Annotated in this window: 19 protein-coding genes; 9 read left to right on the top strand and 10 right to left on the bottom strand. The window is 63.8% G+C overall.

Translation table 11 applies throughout. The annotated features are described in order from the left end of the window. Nucleotides 1-25: 25 nt before the first annotated feature. Nucleotides 26-1,261 carry an NADH:flavin oxidoreductase/NADH oxidase family protein gene (locus GEV02_RS18835; protein ID WP_152839412.1) on the bottom strand — a complete coding sequence of 412 codons (1,236 nt, stop codon included), beginning with the start codon at nt 1,259-1,261 and terminating at the stop codon, nt 26-28. Between the two features lie 193 nt (nt 1,262-1,454). Here GEV02_RS18835 and GEV02_RS18830 point away from each other — a divergent pair, with 193 nt between their 5' ends. Next, entirely contained in the window at nt 1,455-1,868 is a 414-nt protein-coding gene (locus GEV02_RS18830; protein ID WP_152806255.1) for a MerR family transcriptional regulator, read from the top strand. 27 nt (nt 1,869-1,895) lie between these two features. Here the strand turns inward: GEV02_RS18830 and GEV02_RS18825 are convergent, their stop codons facing one another. Beyond that, nucleotides 1,896-2,891, bottom strand: a complete 996-nt coding sequence (locus tag GEV02_RS18825; RefSeq protein ID WP_152839411.1) for an OmpA family protein — start codon at nt 2,889-2,891, stop codon at nt 1,896-1,898. A 165-nt stretch (nt 2,892-3,056) separates the two neighbouring features. Here GEV02_RS18825 and GEV02_RS18820 point away from each other — a divergent pair, with 165 nt between their 5' ends. Beyond that, complete coding sequence (locus GEV02_RS18820) at nt 3,057-3,701, top strand: hypothetical protein (protein WP_152839410.1); 645 nt, start codon at nt 3,057-3,059, stop codon at nt 3,699-3,701. A 61-nt stretch (nt 3,702-3,762) separates the two neighbouring features. On the opposite strand, the gene groL is transcribed toward GEV02_RS18820, so the two are convergent. Together groL and groES are read right to left on the bottom strand one after the other, a co-directional pair. Then, nucleotides 3,763-5,409, bottom strand: a complete 1,647-nt coding sequence (gene groL / locus GEV02_RS18815) for a chaperonin GroEL (protein WP_008451608.1) — start codon at nt 5,407-5,409, stop codon at nt 3,763-3,765. A 48-nt stretch (nt 5,410-5,457) separates the two neighbouring features. Then, on the bottom strand, nt 5,458-5,748 hold the full coding sequence (gene groES / locus GEV02_RS18810) for a co-chaperone GroES (protein ID WP_008451606.1): 291 nt from the start codon (nt 5,746-5,748) through the stop codon (nt 5,458-5,460). Nucleotides 5,749-6,058: 310 nt separating this feature from the next. Here groES and GEV02_RS18805 point away from each other — a divergent pair, with 310 nt between their 5' ends. The 6 genes from GEV02_RS18805 to GEV02_RS18780 all read left to right on the top strand — a co-directional run bounded on the left by GEV02_RS18805 (nt 6,059) and on the right by GEV02_RS18780 (nt 11,014). Next, nucleotides 6,059-6,253, top strand: a complete 195-nt coding sequence (locus tag GEV02_RS18805; RefSeq protein WP_152839409.1) for a hypothetical protein — start codon at nt 6,059-6,061, stop codon at nt 6,251-6,253. Nucleotides 6,254-6,327: 74 nt separating this feature from the next. Further along, nucleotides 6,328-7,332 (top strand): ATP-grasp domain-containing protein, encoded by a 1,005-nt coding sequence (locus tag GEV02_RS18800; RefSeq protein WP_152839408.1) that lies wholly within the window; start codon nt 6,328-6,330, stop codon nt 7,330-7,332. Further along, nucleotides 7,323-8,195, top strand: a complete 873-nt coding sequence (locus tag GEV02_RS18795; RefSeq protein ID WP_152839407.1) for an SDH family Clp fold serine proteinase — start codon at nt 7,323-7,325, stop codon at nt 8,193-8,195. The genes GEV02_RS18800 and GEV02_RS18795 overlap by 10 nt, the downstream gene beginning before the upstream one ends. After that, nucleotides 8,168-8,710 (top strand): MauE/DoxX family redox-associated membrane protein, encoded by a 543-nt coding sequence (locus GEV02_RS18790; protein WP_152839406.1) that lies wholly within the window; start codon nt 8,168-8,170, stop codon nt 8,708-8,710. Before GEV02_RS18795 ends, GEV02_RS18790 begins: the two co-directional genes overlap by 28 nt. Next, nucleotides 8,703-9,263: a redoxin domain-containing protein gene (locus tag GEV02_RS18785; RefSeq protein ID WP_152839405.1), complete on the top strand. Its 561-nt coding sequence runs from the start codon at nt 8,703-8,705 to the stop codon at nt 9,261-9,263. Before GEV02_RS18790 ends, GEV02_RS18785 begins: the two co-directional genes overlap by 8 nt. Continuing rightward, on the top strand, nt 9,260-11,014 hold the full coding sequence (locus tag GEV02_RS18780) for an ABC transporter ATP-binding protein (protein ID WP_328595854.1): 1,755 nt from the start codon (nt 9,260-9,262) through the stop codon (nt 11,012-11,014). Before GEV02_RS18785 ends, GEV02_RS18780 begins: the two co-directional genes overlap by 4 nt. Before the next feature lie 13 nt (nt 11,015-11,027). Here GEV02_RS18780 and GEV02_RS18775 read toward each other — a convergent pair whose 3' ends face one another. Together GEV02_RS18775 and GEV02_RS18770 are read right to left on the bottom strand one after the other, a co-directional pair. Next, complete coding sequence (locus GEV02_RS18775; protein WP_328595853.1) at nt 11,028-12,413, bottom strand: sensor histidine kinase; 1,386 nt, start codon at nt 12,411-12,413, stop codon at nt 11,028-11,030. Then, a complete protein-coding gene (locus GEV02_RS18770; protein WP_152839404.1) occupies nt 12,410-13,090 on the bottom strand; it encodes a response regulator transcription factor in 681 nt (226 codons plus the stop codon). Before GEV02_RS18770 ends, GEV02_RS18775 begins: the two co-directional genes overlap by 4 nt. A 168-nt stretch (nt 13,091-13,258) precedes the next feature. Between GEV02_RS18770 and GEV02_RS18765 the strand changes: the two genes are divergently transcribed. Continuing rightward, nucleotides 13,259-17,740 carry a serralysin-like metalloprotease gene (locus GEV02_RS18765; RefSeq protein ID WP_328595852.1) on the top strand — a complete coding sequence of 1,494 codons (4,482 nt, stop codon included), beginning with the start codon at nt 13,259-13,261 and terminating at the stop codon, nt 17,738-17,740. 28 nt (nt 17,741-17,768) lie between these two features. Here the strand turns inward: GEV02_RS18765 and araH are convergent, their stop codons facing one another. Genes araH through GEV02_RS18745 form a run of 4 tightly spaced genes read right to left on the bottom strand, consistent with a single transcriptional unit; the run spans nt 17,769 to nt 23,814 of the window. After that, a complete protein-coding gene (gene araH / locus GEV02_RS18760; RefSeq protein ID WP_152839402.1) occupies nt 17,769-18,752 on the bottom strand; it encodes an L-arabinose ABC transporter permease AraH in 984 nt (327 codons plus the stop codon). Next, nucleotides 18,749-20,293, bottom strand: coding sequence for an L-arabinose ABC transporter ATP-binding protein AraG (gene araG, locus GEV02_RS18755; protein ID WP_152839401.1), 1,545 nt, complete (start codon nt 20,291-20,293; stop codon nt 18,749-18,751). The genes araH and araG overlap by 4 nt, the downstream gene beginning before the upstream one ends. A 1-nt stretch (nt 20,294) precedes the next feature. Continuing rightward, on the bottom strand, nt 20,295-21,266 hold the full coding sequence (locus tag GEV02_RS18750) for an arabinose ABC transporter substrate-binding protein (RefSeq protein ID WP_152839400.1): 972 nt from the start codon (nt 21,264-21,266) through the stop codon (nt 20,295-20,297). Nucleotides 21,267-21,294: 28 nt separating this feature from the next. Beyond that, nucleotides 21,295-23,814, bottom strand: a complete 2,520-nt coding sequence (locus tag GEV02_RS18745; protein WP_152839399.1) for a beta-galactosidase — start codon at nt 23,812-23,814, stop codon at nt 21,295-21,297. Nucleotides 23,815-23,818: the final 4 nt, after the last annotated feature.

Here is a 23,818-nt window from a genome sequence, read left to right as displayed (position 1 = left end):
GGAAAAAATTATTCGACGCGCCCGTTCACAGCACCGGAGAGCTGTTCATCCGGCGGCGATATTTTTTGTTTTGAATTCTGGTTTGCAGTCGCTGTTCGAGCAGCGCCAAAACAGGCGGGATATTGGGGTTGGAAGATTTCCCTCTGCTGAGGCGGCGCAGCTGGTGCTTCACCATCGCCATGTGGGCCGCGGAAGCCATGACCTTGTTTTTCCATGTGACGGCGCGCAGCATCGTGGTCGCCGTCCGGTCCGAGCGCCAGGCTTCAGGCAATTGCGGATTGAGCGCGAGGGCGGTTCCCATGCCTACCATATCGATGCCGCTGTTCAGGACTTCTTCCGCGATCGGGTAGCGGCGTATGCCACCAGTGACCATGATCGGCATTTCCGCCACGGTGGCTATGTCCTTGGCAAACTCCAGGAAGTACGCCTCACGGGCTAGCGTCTTTCCATCGCGAGCCAGTCCATTCATCGCCGGGGCCTCGTAGCTGCCACCGGAAAGTTCAATCAGATCCACCGCCAATGGGTTGAGCATGGCAACGACTTCTTTTGCGTCGTCGGTACTGAAGCCACCCCGCTGAAAGTCCGCCGAGTTGATTTTGATGGCGACGGCGAATTCCTTGCCCACGGCTTGCCGAATTTCTTTGACAATATCGATCAGCAGCCTGGCTCGGTTTTCAAGGGAGCCACCCCAGTGGTCAGTGCGTTTATTGGTGATCGGAGACAGGAACTGGCTGATCAGATAGCCATGCGCGGCATGAACTTCCACGCCGTTGAAACCAAATTCCTTTGCCAATTGCGCAGTCCTGACGAATCTGCGCTTCACATCGGCAATGTCGTTTTCGCTCATCTCTCGCGGTGTGGAAAACTGACTGGACAGATTGCCAAGGTCCATTGCGATGGCCGATGGCGCTATCGTTTCTTGTCCAAGCGCGGCGGGCATCTGGCGCCCCGGGTGGTTAATCTGCATCCAGACTTGAGCGCCATGAGAACGCGCCGTGCTGGCCCATTCCTTGAAGCGGGGAGCAAATTTTTCCGACTCAAGAACCACGCCACCGGGCCCCGTCATTGCCCGGCGGTCTATCATCACATTGCCGGTAATGATCAAGCCGACGCCACCTTCCGCCCACGATTGATACAGCCGAATCAGGCCATCCGAGGGGGCCTGGTTTGCGTCGGCCATGTTTTCCTCCATCGCCGCTTTGGCCAAGCGATTCTGAATGATGGTGCCGTTAGGTAAAGCAAGCTCACTAAAGGGATTCATTGCGACCTCCTGAATGACAATGACTCGACAATAAGCTTTAAGCTAACTTCAAGGTCAAGCCCCAATCCAAACAATTTTGGAATCCGGGCTCGGTATCATGAATTGCTTGACCTTCAACTGGGCTTTAACCTTATAGTAGGCTGCGCCAGGAGCGCAAATCCCAGACACGGCAGCCCATATGAGGTAGGTAGCAATGAAAATCGGTGAACTAGCCAAACGCAGCGGAATAGCGGCATCAACCATTCGGTTCTATGAATCGAAAGGGCTGTTGAAGGCGGTCAACCGCCAGTCCAACGGTTATCGGGACTATCCACTGGAGGCTGTAGCTCTGCTTGCCATCATCAATGACGCGCAAAAGGCAGGTTTCTCGCTTGAAGAGATCAAGCAAGTTCTGCCAGAAGACATTTCTTCGTGGAGGCATGATGAGCTGATGGCGGCGCTCAAAAAGAAGATTGCCGACATCGAGTCATTGGAAGTGCGGCTGGCTCAAAACAAAGCCCATCTCCGCTCGCTGATTCAGCTGATCGATTCCAGGCCTGCCGACATTGATTGCAAGGACAATGCGGCAAGAGTCATGGCCAGCATGGGAATCACGAGCAGCGACTAGGCCAGGCCCAGCTTGGCCGGGATCGCTTTACTGTTTCACCAGTTCGACCCGGCGGTTCTTTTCACGTCCGGCTTCCGCATCGTTCGACGCCGCCGGCGAGTACGACGCCACGCCCTTGGCGCTCAGCCGCTTGGCATCGACCTTGTACTCCGCCGCCAGCACCTTGATGACCGACTCGGCCCGTTTCTGCGACAGCTCCAGGTTGTGCGCCAGCGCGCCCTGGCTGTCGGTATGGCCGACCACGTACAGCTTCAGCTTGGCATCCTGCTGCAACAGCTTGGCCATCTCGGCCAGCGCGTCTTTCGATTCCGGCTTGACGTCGGTCTTGTCGGTGTCGAAGAACACGCCGTACACGGCCACCTTGCCATCGGCCGCGATGCCCTTGGCCATATCCGCCGCGTTCAGGTTGGCGGACACCTTGCCGCCTTCCATCGCCTTGGCTTCAACGATTTCGACATAGATGCCGCCGAGCTTGTCCTGCACCGGCGCCACCGAGTACACGCCGACGTGGACCAGCGAACCGTCCGGCCGCGTGCCTTTGGCCAGCAGGTAGCGCTCGTCGTTGCGGCCATAGTTGAATGGATCCCAGCTGGCTTCGGCACCCTGGATGAAATGATCGCCGACGCGCTTCTCAAGGAAGAAGTCGCCGAAGCCTCTGCCGCAGGTTTCCTTGGCGCAGGCGAACACGGTTTTCAGTCCGGCCTTTTCCAGCGCCGCCTGGTAGTTGCGCATCACTTCCAGCGCCGAACGTTCGCGCGGGAAGTTGTAGGCCATGCGGGTGTACTTGCCTTCCAACAGCAGCTTGCTGTCGAACGCCATCTGGCCATCCTTGCTCTCGACGCGTTTGCCGGCGGGCAGCATCACTTCGTCGAATTCCTTGAGGCCGTAGCCCACCATCTTCGACCCTTCAAATCGCGACAGCAGCGGGTGATCCTTGCCGTTCTTGACGGTGTCCTTGACCGGCATCTGGGCGTGAACGACGCCGGCGCACAGCAGCAATGGAAGAAGGCGATAAGCACGCATGTCGGTCCCGTCTGAAGATAGTTGAAGAACGTCGATTGTAGGGATAACTTGTATTTAGATCAATTTTAACTTTTCAATCGAACGGCCCTGCTGGCAATAATTGGTGTAATTTTCTATTTTGTTTAAATGATATTCTTCAGGCTCAAAATATCTCGGAAAGATCACATGCGTAAATTCAGAGTAGTGGCTTTATTGGCGGCGGTTTCCATGGCCGGTTGCGGTGGCGGCGGTTCGACGGCGCCATCCGCGCCGGTGACACCGAAATCGGCCACCATCTCCGGCAGTATTGCCGGCCTGTCGGCCAACAGCACTCTGCTGCTGGTCAATAACAATGCGGAGACGATCGCCGTCAAGGCGAGCAGCAGCTTTAAGTTTGCCAATCCGGTGGCGGCGGGCGCGCCGTATAGCGTCACGCTGTTTGCCAATCCGAACGGCAACGACTGCAAGGTCGCCAATGACGCGGGCACGATTGCCCAGGACGGAGGCGATATCAGCAATGTCGCCGTGACGTGCCAGCCCGCTGCGATCGCGCTGTTGGCATACAACGTGGGGGTGACGGTGTCGGGCCTGGCGGCCGGTGGCTCGGTCAGCTTCGCCGACGCCCAGGGCAATATCCTGAAAGCGAGCGCCAACGGCCTGAGCGTGTTTGCGCAATCGTATTCGCCGCTGATGCTGCACGGCGCCAGCTATAACGTCACGGTATCGCTCAATCCGACAGGGCAGACCTGCACCCTGGCGAACAACACAGGGACGAACGACACCACCCCGAACTTTACCAACTTCATCAACGTGACTGCGACCTGCAAGTAAATAAAAAAAGCCAGCTTCCGAAGAAGCTGGCTTTCTTGTACAGCGAGGCTTATGCCGGCAATTACATCATGCCGTCCATACCGCCCATGCCGCCCATGCCACCCATACCGCCCATGCCGCCGGCAGCTTTGTCTTCGGTGACTTCAGCGATCATGCAATCGGTGGTCAGCATCAGGCCAGCGATCGATGCTGCGTTTTGCAGTGCCGAGCGGGTGACTTTAGCTGGGTCCAGAACGCCCATTTCAACCATGTCGCCGTAGGTGCCGTTGGCAGCGTTGTAACCGTAGTTACCTTTGCCAGCCAGAACCGCTGCAACCACCACCGAAGCTTCTTCGCCGGCGTTTTGAACGATCATGCGCAGTGGCTCTTCCATGGCGCGCAGAACGATCTTGATACCTGCGTCCTGGTCCGGGTTGTCGCCTTTGACGTTCAGAGCGGCACGAGCGCGCAGCAGGGCTACGCCGCCGCCTGGCACGATGCCTTCTTCCACGGCAGCGCGGGTAGCGTGCAGTGCATCTTCAACGCGGGCTTTCTTCTCTTTCATTTCAACTTCGGTGGCTGCACCGACTTTGATCACGGCAACGCCGCCGGCCAGCTTGGCCACGCGCTCTTGCAGTTTTTCACGGTCGTAGTCCGAGGTCGCTTCTTCGATCTGCACGCGGATTTGCTTGACGCGGCCTTCGATGCCTTCAGCGCGGCCAGCACCGTCGATAACGATGGTGTTTTCCTTGCCGATTTCGATACGCTTGGCCTGGCCCAGTTCTTCCAGGGTGATTTTTTCCAGGGTCATGCCGACTTCTTCAGCAACCACTTGACCGCCGGTCAGGATCGCGATGTCTTCCAGCATGGCCTTGCGACGGTCGCCGAAGCCTGGGGCTTTGACTGCGCAGGTTTTCAGGATGCCGCGGATGTTGTTCACAACCAGGGTTGCCAGTGCTTCGCCTTCGATGTCTTCAGCGATGATCAGCAGTGGACGGCCGGCTTTAGCGACTTGTTCCAGTACCGGCAGCAGATCGCGGATGTTCGAGATTTTCTTGTCGCACAGCAGGACGAATGGATTGTCCAGAATCGCAACTTGCTTCTCTTGGTTGTTGATGAAGTATGGCGACAGGTAGCCGCGGTCGAACTGCATACCTTCAACGATGTCCAGCTCGTCGTTCAGCGACTTGCCGTCTTCCACGGTGATGACGCCTTCTTTGCCGACTTTTTCCATCGCTTCAGCGATGCGGTCGCCGATCGACGAATCCGAGTTGGCGGAGATCGAACCAACCTGGGCGATTTCCTTGGTGGTGGTGCATGGACGGGCGATGATGGCGATCTGCTCGACGGTGGCAGCAACTGCCTTGTCGATGCCGCGCTTCAGGTCCATCGGGTTCATGCCGGCGGCAACGAACTTCATGCCTTCGCGCACGATGGCTTGTGCCAGCACGGTGGCGGTGGTGGTGCCGTCGCCGGCGTTGTCGCTGGTGCGGGAAGCAACTTCCTTGACCATCTGCGCGCCCATGTTTTGCAGCTTGTCTTTCAGTTCGACTTCTTTAGCGACCGACACGCCGTCCTTGGTGACGGTAGGGGCGCCGAAGGAACGCTCCAGCACAACGTTGCGGCCTTTAGGGCCCAGGGTGACTTTCACTGCGTTGGCCAGGACGTTGACGCCCTCAACCATTTTGGCGCGCGCTGCGTCGCCGAAAATTACTTCTTTAGCTGCCATGTTGTTTCTCCAGAATTAGGTGAGTACGAGTGCAAACGTGCGTGTCAATTACTTGACGACGATTGCCATGATGTCTTCTTCGCGCATGACCATCAGTTCTTGACCGTCAACTTTGACGGTCTGGCCAGCGTATTTGCCGAACAGAACGCGGTCGCCTACTTTGACATCCAGCGGACGGACTTTGCCGTCTTCCAGAATCTTGCCATTGCCAACGGCGAGGACTTCGCCTTGATCCGGTTTTTCAGCGGCAGCATCAGGGATGATCAGGCCGGACGCAGTTTTGGTTTCCTGGTCGAGGCGTTTGACGATTACGCGATCGTTCAAAGGGCGAAGGTTCATACAAAACTCCTTAAATTAACAATGGTACAGTTTGTTGCCACACCAACATGTTGCTGTGGCGGAAAGTTTGGCCGAGAGCGCTGTTAGCACTCCCTTGGAACGAGTGCCAATTATAGGGACGACCCTGCCGCATTTCAAGGCGCAAGGCTTGCGTGTGCGCAAAAAAGCGCAAAAATGATGCAGATATGTGCTTTTAAAAGAACGTTTACTTATTTGGTATTAAAGTTGACAACGTCTATACAAGCTCCTACTATTGGCTTGCTGCAAAAGGAGACTGTAAGTATTTCAATAATCTTTTAAGGATATGGAAATGGCAGATCAAAAAGAAGCAAAACTGTTCGCATTCAAACTGGCTGCGAAACAGGAACAAGAAAACAAGCCTGCAGAACAATGGAAAGTCCGTGACGGCGTCGCCGTAGCGGGTTGCACCGGTCCTGTCGATTTCGACAACTACCGTGATTACAACGAATTCACTCATCGTGGCGACAAGGGCATTTACTGCTAAGTACTGGCCTGTCAACGAAAGCCTTGCTGCATCAGCAAGGCTTTTTTGTTTTTCGCACAGTCGCGGAGTACTCGATGACCAAGACAATATTGATTGTCACCAACAGCCAGGATCTGCATGCCGACTTGGTCGCCGCCAGGCTTAATGCCGACAAGCACCCGCTGTTCCGGCTGGACCTGGACCACTTCCCGCGCGATTTCCAGACTTGCCAGTGGTTTGCCAACGGCGCGCTGCATAACAAGATACGCCGCCGTGGCGACGAGGCCTGGCTCGACCTGGCCGAGGTCGGCGCGGTATGGATACGCAAGCCGGCCGAATTTACCTTCCTCAGCGACGAGCTGGCGCCGCAGGAACTGGCCTACGCCAAGCTGGAGGCGGAGCACGCCTTGTTCAGCCTGCTCTACACGCTGGACTGCTATTGGATAGGCCACCCGCTGGCGCTGCGCGGCGCGCAGTGGAAGGGCGAGCAGCTCAAGCGCGCCGCCAGCATGGGCTTTACCGTACCGGCATCGCTCATCACCAATGCGCCGCAGCAGGTGGTCGCGTTCCGCGACGGCATCGCCGGCGACATGATCTTCAAATCGTTGTCGGACCCGATGCTGGGCGGCGATCAGCTGGCGCCCGAGCAGCGCAGCGCCGGCGCGCTGCGCACCACCATCGTCGACGACGACATGATGCGCAGCGTCGAGGCGGTCGGCCAGTTGCATTGCCACTTCCAGCAATACATTCCCAAGCAATACGAACTGCGAGTGACGGTGATAGGCGAGCGCGTGTTCGCGGCCAAGATCCACAGCCAGGACGATGCCCGCACCGCTGTCGATTCGCGCGACATGTCGGCCGAGATCCGCTACGAAGCGGTCAGCCTGCCCGCCGAACTGCAACGGCGCTGCGTGGCCTTCGTCCGCAGTTACGACCTGAACTACGGCGCACTGGACCTGATCGTCACACCCGACGACCAAGTGGTGTTCCTGGAAAATAACCCGGCCGGCCAGTTCCTGTATGTCGAGCAGTTGATACCGGAGTTCAGGATGATAGCCGCCATGGCCGATACGCTGGCGGAGGGCGCGCAATGGCACTAGATCACACTGCGCTGGTTCGCCACATCACGGAGCTGGAGGCCATGCGCGATAGCCGCGTGCTGGTGCTGGCCGCCTCCCACCTGGAGATGGAACTGCTGCCGACGCTGTACGAACGGTGCGGCGAGCGGCCCCCGGCAAAGCGGCTGGACGTGGTGCTGCACGGCCGCGGCGGCGCGATCCACGCTGCGCGCCGCATCGCGCTGCTGCTGCGCGCGCAGGCCGAGCACCTGTCGTTCATCGTGCCTTATCACTGCCAGTCGGCGGCGACCTTGCTGACCCTGTGCGGCGACGAGATCATCGCCGGCGACCTGGCGCTGTTCTCGCCCATCGATCCGCAGCTGAGCGGCGCCGACGGCTCGTCGTTCTCCGGCCTCGATATCCAGCGCTTCGGCGACATGGCGGAGCAATGGTTCGGCGTGCGGGCGGACGAGGCGCGCCAGCAGTCGCTGGCGCTGCTGTGCGGCAGCGTGTTCCCCGCCAGCCTGGGCGCCTTCTACCGCACCACGCTGGAACAGCAGCAGATCGCCGAAGAGCTGCTGGCCCACCAACTGCCGGACCAGGACGAATCCTTCCGCCGCCAGCTGGTCGGCAAGCTGATCTCCGGCTACCACTCGCACCACTACGCGATCACGCGCGAGGAGATGGCGGCGCTGGGGCTGCGCGTGCGCAGCGACCTGGCGGCCGAACTGCCGGCGTGGCAGATATCGAGACTGCTGCAAGGCCACATCGGCGGTGCCCAGCGCGCCAGCGAAGACGATCCATGGTGCGACGCCTTGCTGGCCACGCGTGACGGCGTCAGCGAGCGCCACAAACATCCCGGCGGGCTGGCACCGTCGTGGAAATTGACGAGGGACGCACGATGACGGCCGAGCAGTTCATCGGCGAGATCGTGCGCTACTTCCTCGCCATGCTGATGCTGGCCGCCGCTGCGGCCAAGCTGCGCGGCTATGCCGGCTTCCGCGACAATCTGAGCACCCTGTTCGGCATGGGCCCAACGTTGCGCGCGCTGGTGGCGCCGACGGTTCCGGCCGCCGAGCTGCTGGTGGCCGCGCTGCTGATCGGCGGCCTGGCGCGCGCCGGCATGCTGGCCGCGCTGGTGATGCTGTGCGTGTTCACGGCCCTGGTCGGCTACAAATTCATCACGCAGAGCGTGGTGCGTTGCAGCTGCTTCGGCGAGTCGGAACGGTCGCTGTCCGGCCTGGACCTATTGCGCAACGGGCTGGTGATCCTGGCCACCGTCGCCGGCCTGATGCTGCCGTCCGGACTGGCGCTGCCGCTGCACGCCGCGCTGCTGGCGGCGTCGCTGGCCTTGCTGGCCTGCGTGATCGCCGTCCACTTCCATGAGATCGTCCACTTATTGAGCGCTAGCGATGGATAGCCAGATACTCTACCTCACCCTGGCGCTGCTGGCCTGCGGCCTCGCGCTCAACATCAAGCTGACGCTGTCCGTGTTGCAGGCCAGCCGGCGCGAGCGCGATGCGCCGGAACCGCTGCAAGCCGGCATGCCGATTCCCCAGGTCGTGGCGCGCGTGCTGCAAGGCGGCGCCAGGTATCGGCTGGGCGACAGCGGCCAGGCGGCGGCGCTGTTGTTCTTGTCGAGCAAATGTCCGAAGTGCCGCGCCAAGCTGGCCGAGATCGGCCGCATGCTGCCGCAGGCGGAACAGGCGGGGCTGGCGATCTGGATCGTCAGCCTGGAACCGGGCTGGCGCCTGCGCCAGTTCCTCGGCGGAGCCTTCCCCTTGTCGCGTGTGCTGCGACTCACGCTGCGCGACTACAAATTGCTGAACGCCACGCTCGCCTCGCCGGCCTATCTGATGGTCGACCACCAGGGCGTGCTGGAAGCGGCCGGCATGATCGGCGACGACAACTGGCTGAGCCTGCGCGACCAGCTGGCCGACAGCGTGACGGCCGAGCCGGAGGCGATATCGTGAACTTCCAGCCCCATTTCGAACGCCTGCGCCTGCTGCATCCGGTGCGCCGGAAGGTCGCTGCTGCGGTGTTCTTCATGGCGCTGGGCGCGGCAGTGCAGCTGCTGCTGCCCAAGGGTATCGCCTACTTCATCGACCACGTCAACGAACTGCAACTGGCGTCGATCTCGTGGCCGATGGTGGGGCTGGGGCTGGGCTGGATCGCGGTGCAGGCGGTCGCATCGACGCTGCGCTACTACTACTTCGAACAGAGCGGACATCTGATTATCAACAACATCCGCCGGCGGCTGTTCGACGTGCTGATCAACCAGCCGGTGTCCTTCTTCGACCGTCACCATGTGGGCGAGATTTCCAGCCGCCTCAGTTCGGACGTGCAGTCGCTGCACCAGGCGCTGGCGATGGGCGGCGCCAATGCGCTGCAATCGTTGTGCATGTTCGGCGGCGGCGTGACGATGCTGCTGACCATCTCGCCGGCGCTGAGCCTGATGCTGCTGGTGTTTGTGCCGGCCAACCTCTATTTCGGCAAGGTGACGGGCGCCAGCTACCGCGACTACGCCAAGCAGATACAAACCAGCATGGCCGACAGCAACCGCGTGGCGCAGGAACAATTCACGCATGTGCGGCTGGTCCACGCCTACAACCAGCAGGCCGGCGCGTCAGCCAGCTACGCGGAGGCCAGCCGCCGTTTGCTGGACATAGCGTTGTCCAGCCTCCGGCTGCAGGCGGCGTTTCGCGGCGGCCTGTCGGTGCTCGACTACGGCGCCTTGCTGGCGACGCTGGTGCTGGGCGCCTTGCTGATCGGCCGGCACGCGTTGTCGGTGGGCGACCTGATGGCCTTCGTGATCTACTCCACCATGGTGACGCAGGCCGCCGCCTCGCTGAGCGAATTCTGGAACATGTGGATGCGCAGCATGGGCGCCACCGACCGCATCTTCGAGATCATGCGGTCGCATCCGGCGGCGCCGGCAGCGCGCCGCGCGGCGATGCCGTCCGGCCAGTTCAGCTTTGACGACGTGGTGTTCAGTTATCCGGAGCGGCCCGGCGTGCGGGCGCTCGACCGGGTCGGCTTCACCATCGCGGCTGGCGAGAAGGTGGCGCTGGTGGGCGCGTCCGGTGCCGGCAAATCCACCATCGCTGCGCTGGTGCTGGGACACTACCAGCCGCAGGGCGGCCGCCTGTTGTTCGACGGCGTCGCCGCCTCCGAGCTGGAGTTGCGGACGCTGCGGCGCGGCATCGCCGTGGTGGAGCAGGAACCGTCGCTGTTCGCCGGCAGCATCGCGCACAATATCGCGTACGCGGTGCCGGAGCGCGAAGTGCCGCTGGCCGAAGTGATGGAGGCGGCCAGGCAGGCCAACGCGCACGACTTCATCCAGGCCTTCCCGCAGGGTTACGACACCATGGTGGGCGAGCACGGCGTGCAGCTGTCCGGCGGCCAGAAGCAGCGGATCGCGATCGCGCGCGCGCTGCTGCGCGATCCGCGCCTGCTGATCCTGGACGAGGCCACCAGCGCGCTGGATGCGTCCAACGAATTGCTGGTGCAGCGCGCGCTCGACCGGCTGATGGCGGGCCGCACCACGATCATCATCGCGCATCGCTTTTCCACCATCGCCAAGGCCGACCGCCTCCTCGTCATGGACAGCGGAAGGGTGGTGCAGCAAGGCAGCCACGATGAACTGGCGCGCCAGCCCGAGGGCCTGTATTGCAAGCTGATGAAAGATCAGCTGTTCGCGCCCGCCGCGCCGGCGACGGCCTGACCGCGAGGCGGATTCAGGCGGCGGGCAAGCTCAGGCGGAAGCGCACCTGGCCCGGCTCGGCGCCCACCAGGGCCAGGTCGCCACCGTGGGCGATGGCGATATCGCGCGCCAGCGACAGGCCCAGACCGACGCCGTCCACCCGCCGCTGGTGGGCGTGGTCGGCGCGGTAGAAGCGGTCGAACAGGCGGTGCCGGTGCTCGGCCGGAATGCCGTCCGACGCGTTGGCGACGTCGATCTGCCAGCCATCCTCCTTGCGCCGCGCCGACAGCGCGATCCAGCCGCCCGGCAGGCCGTACTTGACGGCGTTGCTGACCAGGTTCTGCAACACCTGGCGCAGCAGCTCGGCGTCGCCGCGCACGGCGACCTGCGCTGGCAGGTCCAGCTGCACCGGCCTGTTCTCATCCAGCAGGCCGATGTCCTCGGCCAGTTCTTCCAGCACCGGCCGCAGGTCGAGCGGGCAGGGCGGCACCGCCAACTGGCCGGCGTCGGCGCGCGCCAGCAGCAGCAGCTTGCGCACGATGCTGTCCAGGCGCCGCACTTCATCGAGCATATTGGCCAGGCCCTCTTCCAGCACAGGGTCGGCGCCGGCGCGGGCGAAGCTGCGTTCCAGCTCGCCCTGCAGGATGGTCAGCGGCGTGCGCAGTTCATGCGCGGCGTCGCCGGAAAAGCGCGCCGCCTGCAGGAAGCTGCGCTGCAGCCGCTCCAGCATGGCGTTGTAGACGCTGATCATCTGGGCGAATTCCAGGTCTTCCTCGGCGGCCGAGACCCGCTGGTCCAGTTCGCTCGCGGTCAGGCCCACCATGACGCCGGTCAGGTGCTGCACCGGCCGCATCGCGCGTCCGGCCAGATACCAGGCCAGCGCGCCCATGGCCACGGCCAGCACGCCGATGGCGGCCGCGAAACGGGTCAGGCTGGCGCGCACCTGCGCGTCCGACAGGCTGCGGTTGACGGCTACCCAGATCGTCACCGAACCATGCACGGCGCGGCCGATGCGCCAGCTCTGGCCGGCGCCGTCGATGGTGTGCAGGCCGGGCGCGCGCGGCAGGCTGGCGCCGCCGAGCCAGCGTTGCCAGGCCGGGCTGCGGTATAGCGGGGCGTGGCCGGCGTCTTCCACCAGCAGCAGGGCGTAGGCTTCCGGGCCGCTGGCGGGCGGGGCGAAGCCGCTGAAGCTGGCGTTGAGTTGGGCGTCGGTGGCCGGCCACAGGGCCAGCGGCATGGTCTGGAAGCCGGGACCGGCCAGGTGGGCCGACAGCATGCGGTCGATGATGTCGGCGCGGCGGTGGATGATGGTGTAGCTGGCCATCGCGTACAGCAGCACGATGGCGGCCAGCGCGGTGAGGGTGGAGCCGAGGGCGATGCGCAGCCGGAACGAGCGCAGGCGCGGCCAGTGCGCTTTCACGCCGGCTCGTCCGGCTTGCGCAGGCGGTAGCCGACGCCGCGCACCGCTTCGATGGCGATGTGGTCGGGCAGGTCGAGCTTCTTGCGCAGGCGCTGGATGCACACATCGACCATATTGGTCTGCGGCTTGAAGTCGTAGCCCCACACATGTTCGAGGATCTGGGTGCGGGTGTAGACCCTGCCCGGCGAGCGCAGCAGATATTCCAGCAGATTGATTTCGCGCGCGGTCAGCTCGACGGCGCGGCCGTCGACCTCGGCCACGCGGCTCAGTCGGTCCAGCCGCAGCGGACCCAGCGTCAGCACATTCTGCCGTTCGCCGCTCACGCGCCGCAGCAGCGCGTGGATGCGCGCCACCAGTTCTTCGACATAAAAAGGCTTGGCCAGGTAATCGTCGGCACCCAGGTTGAGGCCGGTCAGGCGGTCGTCCAGCTCGTTGCGGGCGGTCAGCAGGATGACCGGCACATTGCGCCCCTCGCGCCGCATGGCCTTGAGGATGGACAGGCCATCGCGGCCCGGCACCATCACGTCCAGCAAGACCACGTCGTAGTCGCGTGACAGCGCGTAATCGTAGCCAAGATTGCCATCTTCGCAATGGTCGACCAGAAACCCGTGTTCGCGCAGGCCGGCGCACACAAAACTGGCAATGCGTTGTTCATCTTCTACTAAAAGCGCTTTCATGGCCGCATTGTCGGCGCTGGCCCGGCCGCCGTCAATGCCGGCACTTAATTACAACATTGTAATTTTCCCGTTTGCCAAGCTGTCATTTCGTCTTGATTTAATGCAAGTGTGTCAAACCATAAACAAGGGGTAAAGATGAGTATCGGCAGCTGGTTAAAGAAAAATGTGGTGAAACCTATCGTCAAGGTGGTCGATAAGGTCGGCGATACCGTCAAGGACATCGGCAGCGACTTGAACGGCATCGGCGACGCCTTCGATGCGGTGGGCGACGACATCGCGGCGGCGGCCAAGAAGATCAGCGAACTGGGCTACACCAAGAAAAGCCTGGGCAACGGCGACAATAATTACACGGCCAGCTCGCTGGGCGCCAACATCATCCACGGCGACGGCGGCAACGACACCATCACCGTCAACGCCGGCGCCTACAACAACCTGTACGGCGACGACGGCAACGACACCATCATCGTGCGCGTGGGCGGCTACAACCGCATCGACGGCGGCAATGGCGACGACACCATTCGCGTCGAGGTCGGCATCTACAACAAGATCACCGGCGGCGCCGGCAACGACAGCGTGACCGTGGCGGCCGGCGCGGCGGCCGACGTCGACCTGGGCGACGGCAACAACAGCCTGTCCATCAACAGCGCCTACAACGAGATCACCGCCGGCAACGGCAACGACCGCGTCACGGCCAACGGCGGCTGGAACAAGATCGACGTCGACGGCGGCGACAACACCATCACCGCCAACGGCGGCGCCAACACCGTCAGCACCGACGGCGGCAACGACAACATCACCGTCAACGGCGGCTCCAACACGGTCAACGCGGGCGACGGCTGGAACGTCATCAATGCCGGCGGCGCGTCCAACGTCATCAACACCGGCAAGGACGCCGACGTGGTCACGGCTGACGGCGCCAGCAACGTCATCAACACCGGCGGCGGCGACGACCGCATCACCGTCAAGGCCGCCAGCAACGTGATCGACGCCGGCGAGGGCACCAACACGGTGAAGGCAGACGGCGGCAACAACCACATCACGGCCGGCGCCGGCGACGACGCGATCACCGCCAACGGCGGCGCCAACGAAGTCAAGGCGGGCAACGGCAACAACAACGTTACGGTGAACGGCGCGGCCAACGTCGTGACCACCGGCACCGGCTGGGACACGGTCACTGCCGCCGGCGGCGCCAACATCATCAGCACCGGCGCCGGCAACGACAAGGTGCAGGCCGTGGGCGGCGCCAACGTCATCAACGCCGGCAGCGGCAATGATGCAGTGGTCGCGCTGGGCGGCGCCAACGGCATCACCGCCAGCGATGGCAAGGACAACATCGTCGCCGGCGGCGGCGCCAACGTCGTCATCGACGATGGCGACAACAGCAACATCGTGCTGGGCGGCCTGCTCAACATCGCCTACACCGGCGGCGCCGGCAACAAGGTGGCGGCGCTGGGCGACAGCAACGCGCTGGTCAGCAACCAGGGCGGCAACACCGAAGTGGCCGTCGGCGTCAACAACGTGCTGCTGGCCAACGGCAGCGGCAATACGCTGGTCGGCGCCGGCGGCGCCAACCTGGTGGCCACCACCGTCGGCGGCGACACCGTGGTGGCGCTGGGCGGCGCCAATGTGGTGCTGACCGAACTGGGCGGCATGGTCAAGGCCGCCACCGGCGGGCTGGGCAAGGTACTGGCCGACGCCATGCCGAGCAAGGCAGCCGCCACCGCCATCAACAACGCCAGCGCCAAGCTGGCGGCCGCGCTCAACAGCGGCGCCGGCAACGACATCGTGGTGGCAGTGGGCGGCAACAACGTCATCTACACCGGCGGCGGCAAGGACGTGGTGACGGCGGCCGGCGGCAACAACATCGTGCTGGCCAACGGCGGCGACAACGTCACCACCGCGCTGGGCGCCAACAACATCATCGTCAACACGGCGGGCAACAACGTGGTGACGGCGGCCGGTTCGGTCAACGTCATCGTGACCGGCCTGGGCGATGGCCTGGCCGACGTCAGCGCCAAGCTGGGCAGCGCGGCCGGCGGCGCCACCAAGGCCGTGGCCGCCTTCATCGGCAGCAACCTGGCCCATGGCGACGGCAACGATGTCATCAGCGCCATCGGCTCGACCAATGTGGTCTACACCGGCAGCGGCAACGACGTCGTCACCGGCATCGGCGCCAACAACGTGGTGTGGAGCGGCAGCGGCAACGACACGGTCACAGTGTTCGGCGCGCGCAACGTGGTGTGGGGCGATGCAGGTGCGGACACGGTCACGGCCGTCGGCGCCAACAACCTGCTGGCCACCGGTAACTACGCGGAAACCGCAGCCACCGCCGTCGGCCTGGTCGATTCCATCGCCGCCGGCGTGGCCGCCACCGACCTGGTGTCCAAGGCAGGCCTGTCAGGCGTAGCATCGAGCCAGAGCGGCCGCGACGTGATGACGGCGTTCGGCAAGAACAACGTGCTGATCGGCGGCAGCGCCGACACCGTGGCTACCGCGCTGGGCGTGAACAACCTGGTGGCGACCGGCGCCGGCAACGACGTGGTCAGCGCCATCGGCAGCAAGTCCGGCATCGTCACCGGCGCCGGCAACGATGTCGTCACCGTGATCGGCACCTACAACGTGGTATCGGCAGGCAACGGCAACAACGTGGTGACGGCGCTGGGCAAGGGCAACCTGATCGAGGGCGGCAGCGGCGACGACGTGCTGACCGCGCTGGCCTTCGGCACGGCGGCCAAGGCCGTCAACGTCAACGGCAACCTGATCGTGGCCGGCGACGGCAACAACGTCGAAACCGTGGTCGGCAAGGACAACGGCGTCATCGGCGGCAGCGGCAAGGATGTGCTGGTGATGGTCAGCTACGGCGGCGGCAACACCAGCACCAGCACCAATGAAGCCGAAGGCACCAACCAGACCACCACCAGCACCACCAAGGGCAGCACCCAGCTCAACGTGGCCTGGACCGGCGCCGGCAACGATACCGCCGTCGTTTATGGCGACCACAACGTGGTGCTGTCGGACGCGGGCGACGACTTCCTCGTCGTGCTCAACGCCGGCAGCAAGCTGAGCTATTCGAGCGTGACGAACGAAGCGATCGAAGGCTCGGACAAGGCGCAGACCACCAGCTCCACCAAGGTCAGCCTCGACACCGGCATGAACTTCGTCCACGCCGGCGACGGCAACGACACGCTGATCCTGGCCGGCACCACCACCATCGGCATGGGCGGCAACGGCAACGACCTGATCGTCTCGTCCGGCCAGAACAACATCGCTCTGGGCGGCGCCGGCAACGACACCATCATCGGCCTGGCCGAAATCACCGTGTTCAATGCGGCCGAAGCCATCGTGGAAAATGACTACGAGTCGGCCGGCGACTGGGTCAGCGCGGCCATGAACGCCAACTTCATCCGCTCGCAATACGGCGCGCTGTCCAAGGGCGACCTGGGCAAGCTCAATCTGGTGGGCAATGTGATCATGGGCGGCGATGGCGATGACACCATCTTCGCCACCAACGCCGGCAGCTATGTCGGCGGCGGCAACGGCAACGACACCATGATGGGCCTGGGCTGGGGCGTGATCGACCATCTGCTGGTGGGCAAGGCCAACGCGCTGAACGCGGCCTGGAGCGATGCGGGCAAAGGCTTCGACGCCATCACCAAGTACCTGAACACGACCTTCACGGATGAGATCAGCAAAGGCTGGGCCGGCGTGGCGGACAGCATCAAAGCCGAACTCGCCAAGGCCACGGCCAGCGGCGGCAAGCTGGCCGACGGCTTGAACAGCGTTGTCAATGATGCGCTGGCCGGCATCTCCGGCACCACCGGCCTGTCCGCTTCCGGCATCGATGTCGCCACGCCGCTCAAGTCCGCGCTGGACGGCGGCAAGAGCGGCCTGACCACGGCCGTCAACGGCATCAGCAGCGGCGTCAACTACGTGGCCGACGCGGATGTCGGCACGGCCTTGTCCGACGCCACTGACTGGATGGGCAGTGCGCTGAAGACGGCCTCGAACGCCAGCGGCGACGGCGTGAACTGGCTGGGCAAGTACCTGGGCGTCAACCTGCACCTGAGCGAATTCAAAGGCGCAGACTTCTTCATCGCCGGCATGCTGGCCTACACGCTGGGCTACAAGTACGCGGGCAATAACCGCCTGTTCGGCGGCGCCGGCGACGACACGCTGTACAGCGGCATGGGCAACGACGCCCTGTACGGCGGCGCGGGCAAGGATACCTATGTGATGTCCATGGGCGACGGCAAGGATACGGTGCATGAAGTGGCCGGTGGCAACGACGTGCTGAAGTTCACCGGCAACAAGCTGTTCAACGTCGCCATCTCGGCCGATCATGTCAAGGCCAATATCGACGGCTCCGACCTCATCATCAACTATGTCGATGGCGGAAAATCCTACGCCCAGTTCACGGTGGCCGACTATGCCAAGGTCAACGTCATCGAGCTGGATCTGGTCGACGCCAGCGGCAAGCAGGTGGCCGCGATCAGCATCGCCGACCTGGTGGCGCATGCCGACCAGGGCAGCAGCCCGTACGACATGGCCGCCACGTGGACGGCGGATCGCATGCACACCTTCGCCGATTTGCTGACCGCATCCATCACGGGCGGCAGCGCGGGCGTGCAGTTGGTGGGCGTAGCCAGCTAAGGGCTACGCTTCCACAAACGGCTGAAGATCAACGGCGCTCGCCGCGGGTCTTCAGCTGGTCCAGCAGTACTGCGGCGAGCAGGATCACGCCGCGCATCAAATACTGGTAGAAAGCGTCGACGTCCAGCAGGTTCATGACGTTTTCTACCGTCCCCATAATCAGCACGCCAATCAGCACACCGAACATGCGCGCCTTGCCGCCCTGGAGCGACACGCCGCCCAGCACGCAGGCCGAAATCACATCCAGCTCAAAACCCTGCGCCGCATTCGGCTGGCCGCTGGTGATGCGCGACGCCAGTATCAAGCCGGCCATCGCCGTCACCAGGCCTTGCAGCAGGAAGATCCACACGCGCAGCCGCTCGACGCGCACGCCGGCCAGGCGCGCCGCTTCCGGATTGCCGCCGATGGCCAGCGTATTGCGGCCGAAGACGGTCTGGTTCAGCAGCACGCCGAACACCAGGAAGCAGCAGGCGCACACCAGCACCGGCAGCGGCAGGCCGAAGATGCGCGTGTCGCCGAAGTTGATGAAGGCGTCGTTGTTGATGCCGACCGCCTGGCCTTTCGACACGATGAACGCGAGGCCGCGCACCATCAGCATCGTCGCCAGCGTGGCGATCAGCGCGTTGATGCGCAGGTAGGCGATCAGCACGCCGTTGAAGGCGCCGATCAGCGCACCGGCAGCCAGGCCAGCACCCACCGCCAGCAGCACGCTGCCGCTTTGCTCCAGCACGATCGCACCAAGCACGCCGGCAAAGGCGATGGTGGAGCCGATCGACAGATCGAAATCGCGTGAGGCCAGGCAAAGCATCATGGTGCAGGCGACCATGCCGATCTGCGCCACCGACAGCATCAGGCCGACCACGTTGGTCAGCGAGAAGAAGTTTTCGACAGTGGCGGCCAGCACGGCGAACAGCACCACGTAAGCCAGCGGCATGCTGTATTCAACCAGCCATACGCGCTGGGCTTGGGACACCGCAGGCGCTGCGGCAGGATTCAATTGTGAGACGTTCATGCGATGCTCCGTGTTGGTATTGCGGGCGTTTTAATGTTAGTGGCGGCGGTGGAGTCGGGCAGGGCCAGGCGCAGCACCTCGGTTTCGCTGGCGTCGGCGCGCGACAGTTCGCCGCAAATTTCGCCCTCGCGCATGACGATCACGCGGTCGGAGATGCCCAGCACCTCCGGCAGCTCGCTCGACACCACGATCACGCAGCAGCCGCGCTCCGCGACTTCGTGGATGATGCGGTAGATATCGTTCTTGGCGCCGACGTCGATGCCGCGTGTGGGCTCGTCGAGGATCAGCACCTTCAGGCCGGGTTCGGCCAGCCAGCGCGCCAGGATCACCTTCTGCTGGTTGCCGCCGGAGAGCAGGCGAATCTCCTGCTGGCGGTTGGGCGTCTTGATGCGCAGGCGGGCGATGAAGTCCTCGGCCAGCGCCGCTTCGCGCTTGTGGCGCAGGAACAGGCCGCCCAGCAGGTCGTTGCGGCGCACGCTGATGTTGATGTTCTCCGCCACCGAGGCCGTGGCCAGGATGCCTTGTTCCTTGCGGTCCTCCGGGCACAGCACGATGCCGGCCGCAATCGCTGCGGACGGGCCGGCGGTCGACACGGCCGCGCCGTCCAGCGTCACGCTGCCGGCGCTGCGGGCATCGGCGTTGTACAGGAGGCGCATCAATTCGCTGCGGCCGGCACCGACCAGGCCGAAGAAGCCCAGCACCTCGCCGCCGCGCACGGAGAAGCTTTGCGGGCCTTTCACGTGTTTGCCGTTCAGGCCTTGTATCTTCAGGCGTTCTTCGCCGAGTGGGCGGCTACGGTAGTCGTAGATGTCGCTCAGTTCACGGCCCACCATGTCGCTGATCAGGCGATCGCGCGGCACGTCGGCCATCACATCGTGGGTGACGATCTTGCGGCCGTCGCGGAAGATGGTGCAGGCGTCGCACAGTTCGTACAGTTCTTCCAGACGGTGCGAGATGTAGATCAGCGTGCGGCCGTCGGCGCGCAGTTCCTTCACGAGTCGGAACAGGATTTCGGTTTCGCGGTGCGACAGGCTCGATGTCGGTTCATCGAAGGCGATGACTTGCGCGTCCTGCATGATGGCCTTGCAGATCTCGACCATCTGGCGCTGCGCGATCGACAGGTCGGCCAGCTTGGCGTCCGGCGCCAGGTCGACGCCGATGGCGGCCAGCTTCTCGGCCACCATCTTGTACGCCTTCGGCTTGTCCAGCAGGCCGAAACGGGTGGGTATGCGGCCCAGCAGAACGTTCTCCGCAACGGTCAGTTCGGGCACGTATTGCAGCTCCTGGTGGATCACGGCGATGCCGGCGCCGATGGCGTCCTTGGCGCTGGTGAAGCGGCACTCCTTGCCGTCGACCAGCAGGCGCCCGCCGTCCGGCTTGTACTGGCCGCCGAGGATTTTCAGCAGCGTGGATTTGCCGGCGCCGTTCTCGCCCAGCAGGCCGTGCACCTGCCCGGCGTGCGCGGCGAAGCTGACGCCGTTGAGCGCCTTCACGCCCGGGAAGACCTTGCTGACCTGGTCAAATTGAAGGTACGCGGTCATGTCACTGGCCCATCTGCTTGCGCACGTCGGCCTGGTTGGCGCGGGTCATCAGCATGCCCTTGGTCAGCACTTCGCCCGGCGGCACGGCTTTGCCGGTGATCCAGTCGTACATATTGACCGAGGTTTGATAGCCGTGTTCTCTGGCGCTTATCATCACGGAGCCGAAGAAGCCCGTGGCCGCAGGTTTGCTCAATTCGTTTTGAGCGGCCTTGGCGCCGCCGATGCCTACGCCGACCATGTTATCGGCTTTGATGCCGCGGCCTTCTGCGGCGCGCACCGCACCCAGCACCGCTTCGTCATTCAGGCCAACGGCAACCCAGTGTTTGAAGCGGGCGTTCTTGGTCAGCGCGATATTGGCGGCGTTGAAGGCGCTTTCGGTATCGGTCTTCGCTTGCGGTGCATCGACGATGTTCGCGACCGGGAAGCCGGCGGCCTTCAGCGCATCGACCGCGCCCATGGTGCGTTCCTTGGCAGTCGGCAGCTGGTCGTAGGCGACGCGGATCGCGCCCACTTCGGCCATGTTCCATTTGCGCGCCTTGATTTCGGCGGCGATGCCTTCGCCTACCTGCTTGCCGATGGCGTAGCCGGAGATGCCCATGTGCGGAATCGAGGCGATAGGCTTGCCGCCGCCGTCGACCAGGCGGTCATCGACCGAGATCACTTTCATGTTGTTGCGCTTGGCGGCGCGTTCGACGGCGGTACCCAGTTTGACGTCCGGCGCGCAGATGACGAAGCCCTGTGCTTTTTGCGCGGCCAGGTTGTCGATGGCGGCGATCATCTTCTCGCCGTTCGGCACGCCGATCTTCACCAGTGCAAAGCCCTTTTCTTTCGCCGCCTGTTCGGCGTAGCGCCACTCGTCCTGGAACCATGGCTCCTCGGCCTGTTTGACGAGGAAGCCGATCTTGACAGGTTCGGCGGCGTAGGCTGCGGTCATCAGGAGCAGGCTTGCTGCGGCCAGTAGGGTACGTTTCATTGTGAATCTCCAGTGTTGATATTTTTATTTACGGCGTAACGCGCAGCTGATACACGGGTATCACGCTGACGCTGCGCACGGTGGCGATTTGGGCCTGTCCTGCAAAGTTTGGTCTCGCCTCTTTGGGCAAGTAGATTGGTGCGTCCGCCCGCAGCGGCAGTACGGAGACGGTCAGCGGCTGGTCGAGCAGGGCGCCGGCCTGGCGCAGGCCGAATTGCCATTGGTAGCCGCTGTAGTACCAGTCGTCCAGCATGCGGGTGCCGGAGTACAGGCGGCCGATGTCGCCGACGAAGTCGATCTGTAGCAGGGCGTCGTTCAGCCCGCGCAGCTGTTCGCGCGGGATGTTGATCTGCCAGGTACCGGCGGCCTTGAAGTTTTCCGGCAGCGGCTGGACGGCGGCCTTGGCGCTGCCTCCGATGACGATCGGCGCGGCTTCCTGTGCGGCGCGGGTTGGCGTGACGCTGGCTTTCAGATCGCGGGCGGGAAGTTCGGCTTCAAAGGTCTGGAAGATCCCGTCGTTGGTGGCTGCGCGCAAAGCGACGCGCGATCCGGTGGCGTCGCCAGCGCCGCACCACGCCGGGCTGGCGGTGCTGGCTTTCGGCTGGCTGCTCAGCGCGGGGTAGACGGCGAAGCGGAACTTGTTGCTGCCTGTCGAACGCATTTGCAGCGCGCCGTCGGCCACGTAGGTCTGCTGGCCGCTCAGGATCAAGCGGCGCTGGCCGCCCAGTTCCGCCACGCTCAGTTGCTGCGATTGTTCGGCCGTCAGCACGACGATGGTCAGCGGACGTTTGCCGGCACGCTGCACGGTCAGCGCTGCGCCGGCGCCAGGCTGCACGCCGCTCACCAGCGCACGGCCGCCGTGCACTGCGACTTGCGCGGCGTTGGCGTGGAGTTGCGGTGCGAGCGCGGCGTCGAGCGCCAGCTCCACCGGTACGCCGCTGCTGGCGCCGAACACCGCCACCACGCCGGCCTTGCCCTGGTCCAGCAAGGCCAATGGCTGCGCCGTTGCGTAGGCCAGGTTCACGCCGTCGAGATCGAGATTCAGCGGCCAGATGAAGTACGCGCCATCGGCGATATCGACCGGCGTGGCCGGCAAGGTAATCGTTTGGCCGGGCAGCTTGACCGAGAACTGCGTGGCCTGCTGCGCCGCCATCGCATACTGGCGAACGTGATTGTTCACAAACAGGAAACCGCGATCGCCTTCGCTGCGCACCGCGAAGCGCGGCGTCTTCAGATCGTCCGGCGTGGCAGGCGATGCATCCGGTTTGCGCACCGTCATCGGAGCCAGGCGCGCGCCGAAATCATGCAGGAACAAATGGAAGGGACGCAGCTTCTCCAGCACCTTGCGCTGCTGGCCATCCGGCCCGAGCGGCGCCTGGAAGTCGTAGCTAATCATGGTGGTGTCGTTGTAGCCGCCGCTGAGCGTACTCTCCTCCATCGACGTCCCGCCCAAGCCGGTGGGATTGCGGCCGCCATGGAACATGTAATAGCCCATCAGGTTCACGCCAGACCCCAGCTGCACCGGCAGCATCGACGCGATGTCGTCGGCCGACACCACCGTGCGACGGCGATACATGAACGGCAGGCCCGCACCGTATTCCGCGCCGAGGAAGGGCGTCACGTCCTTGTCCGTCTCCGCCGTGCCGGGCGCATGGGCCGCGGTCTGCGCGCCCAGGTCTCCGCTGACACGGGTGTCGAAGCGGAAGGCGTAGGTCTCCTTCGGCGGCAGCTCGGCGGTGCTGGTGCCCCAAGGCTCGTCGGGATAGCCGCCGAACACCGGCGTGACTTCACCACTGGGGTAGATGGTGCCATCCCAGCCGGTCACGGTGTAGTAGGGCACATCCATGCCCGCCTTCAGCGCCAGCTGCTTCAGCGCGGCGATGTGCGCCGCGCCCTTGCCGGGACCATCGATGTTGTATTCGTTTTCCAGCTGGATGCCGATCACGGGACCTCCATCCTTCCACAACTGGCCCTTGAGCTGCGCGCCGATCTGCGCATACAGCTTCTCCACCAGCGCCATGTACTGCGGATCGTTGGAGCGCGTCGGCATGGCGTTGACCACCCAATCCGGCACGCCGCCGTAGCGTACTTCGGCATGCGCCCACGGACCCACACGCACCACCACGTCCAGCCCCGCCTTGCGGGCCAGTTGCACGTAGCGGCGCAGGTCGCGGTTGCCGCGCCAGTCGAACTTGCCCGCCACCTCTTCGTGATGGTTCCACATCACGTAGCTGGTGACGATGTCGATGCCGGCCGCCTTCATCTTGCGCAGCTCCGCTTCCCATTGCGACGCGGGCGTGCGGCTGTAGTGGAACTCGCCCGCCACCGGCAGCCACGGTGCGCCGTTGCGGGTGAGGTAGCGCGCATTGGCTCCCAGCTTGTCGCCGTTGGGCGCGACCGAACTGCCCATGCGCAGAGCCGCCGCTTTTGGTGCAGGCGTGGCAGCACTGGCGTCGATGGACAGCATCGTATCGGCGCTGGCGGTGCTGCCTGCCAGGACGCCTGCGATCAGCGCGGCGCCCGAATGGCGGCGTAACAGAAATGACATGAGG

The organism is Rugamonas aquatica, from assembly GCF_009380215.1.
In the GTDB taxonomy this organism is placed as follows: Bacteria; Pseudomonadota; Gammaproteobacteria; order Burkholderiales; family Burkholderiaceae_D; genus Rugamonas; species Rugamonas aquatica_B.
The sequence above is the reverse complement of the archived record's forward strand: the minus strand, read 5'-3'. Positions and strand labels throughout refer to the sequence as shown.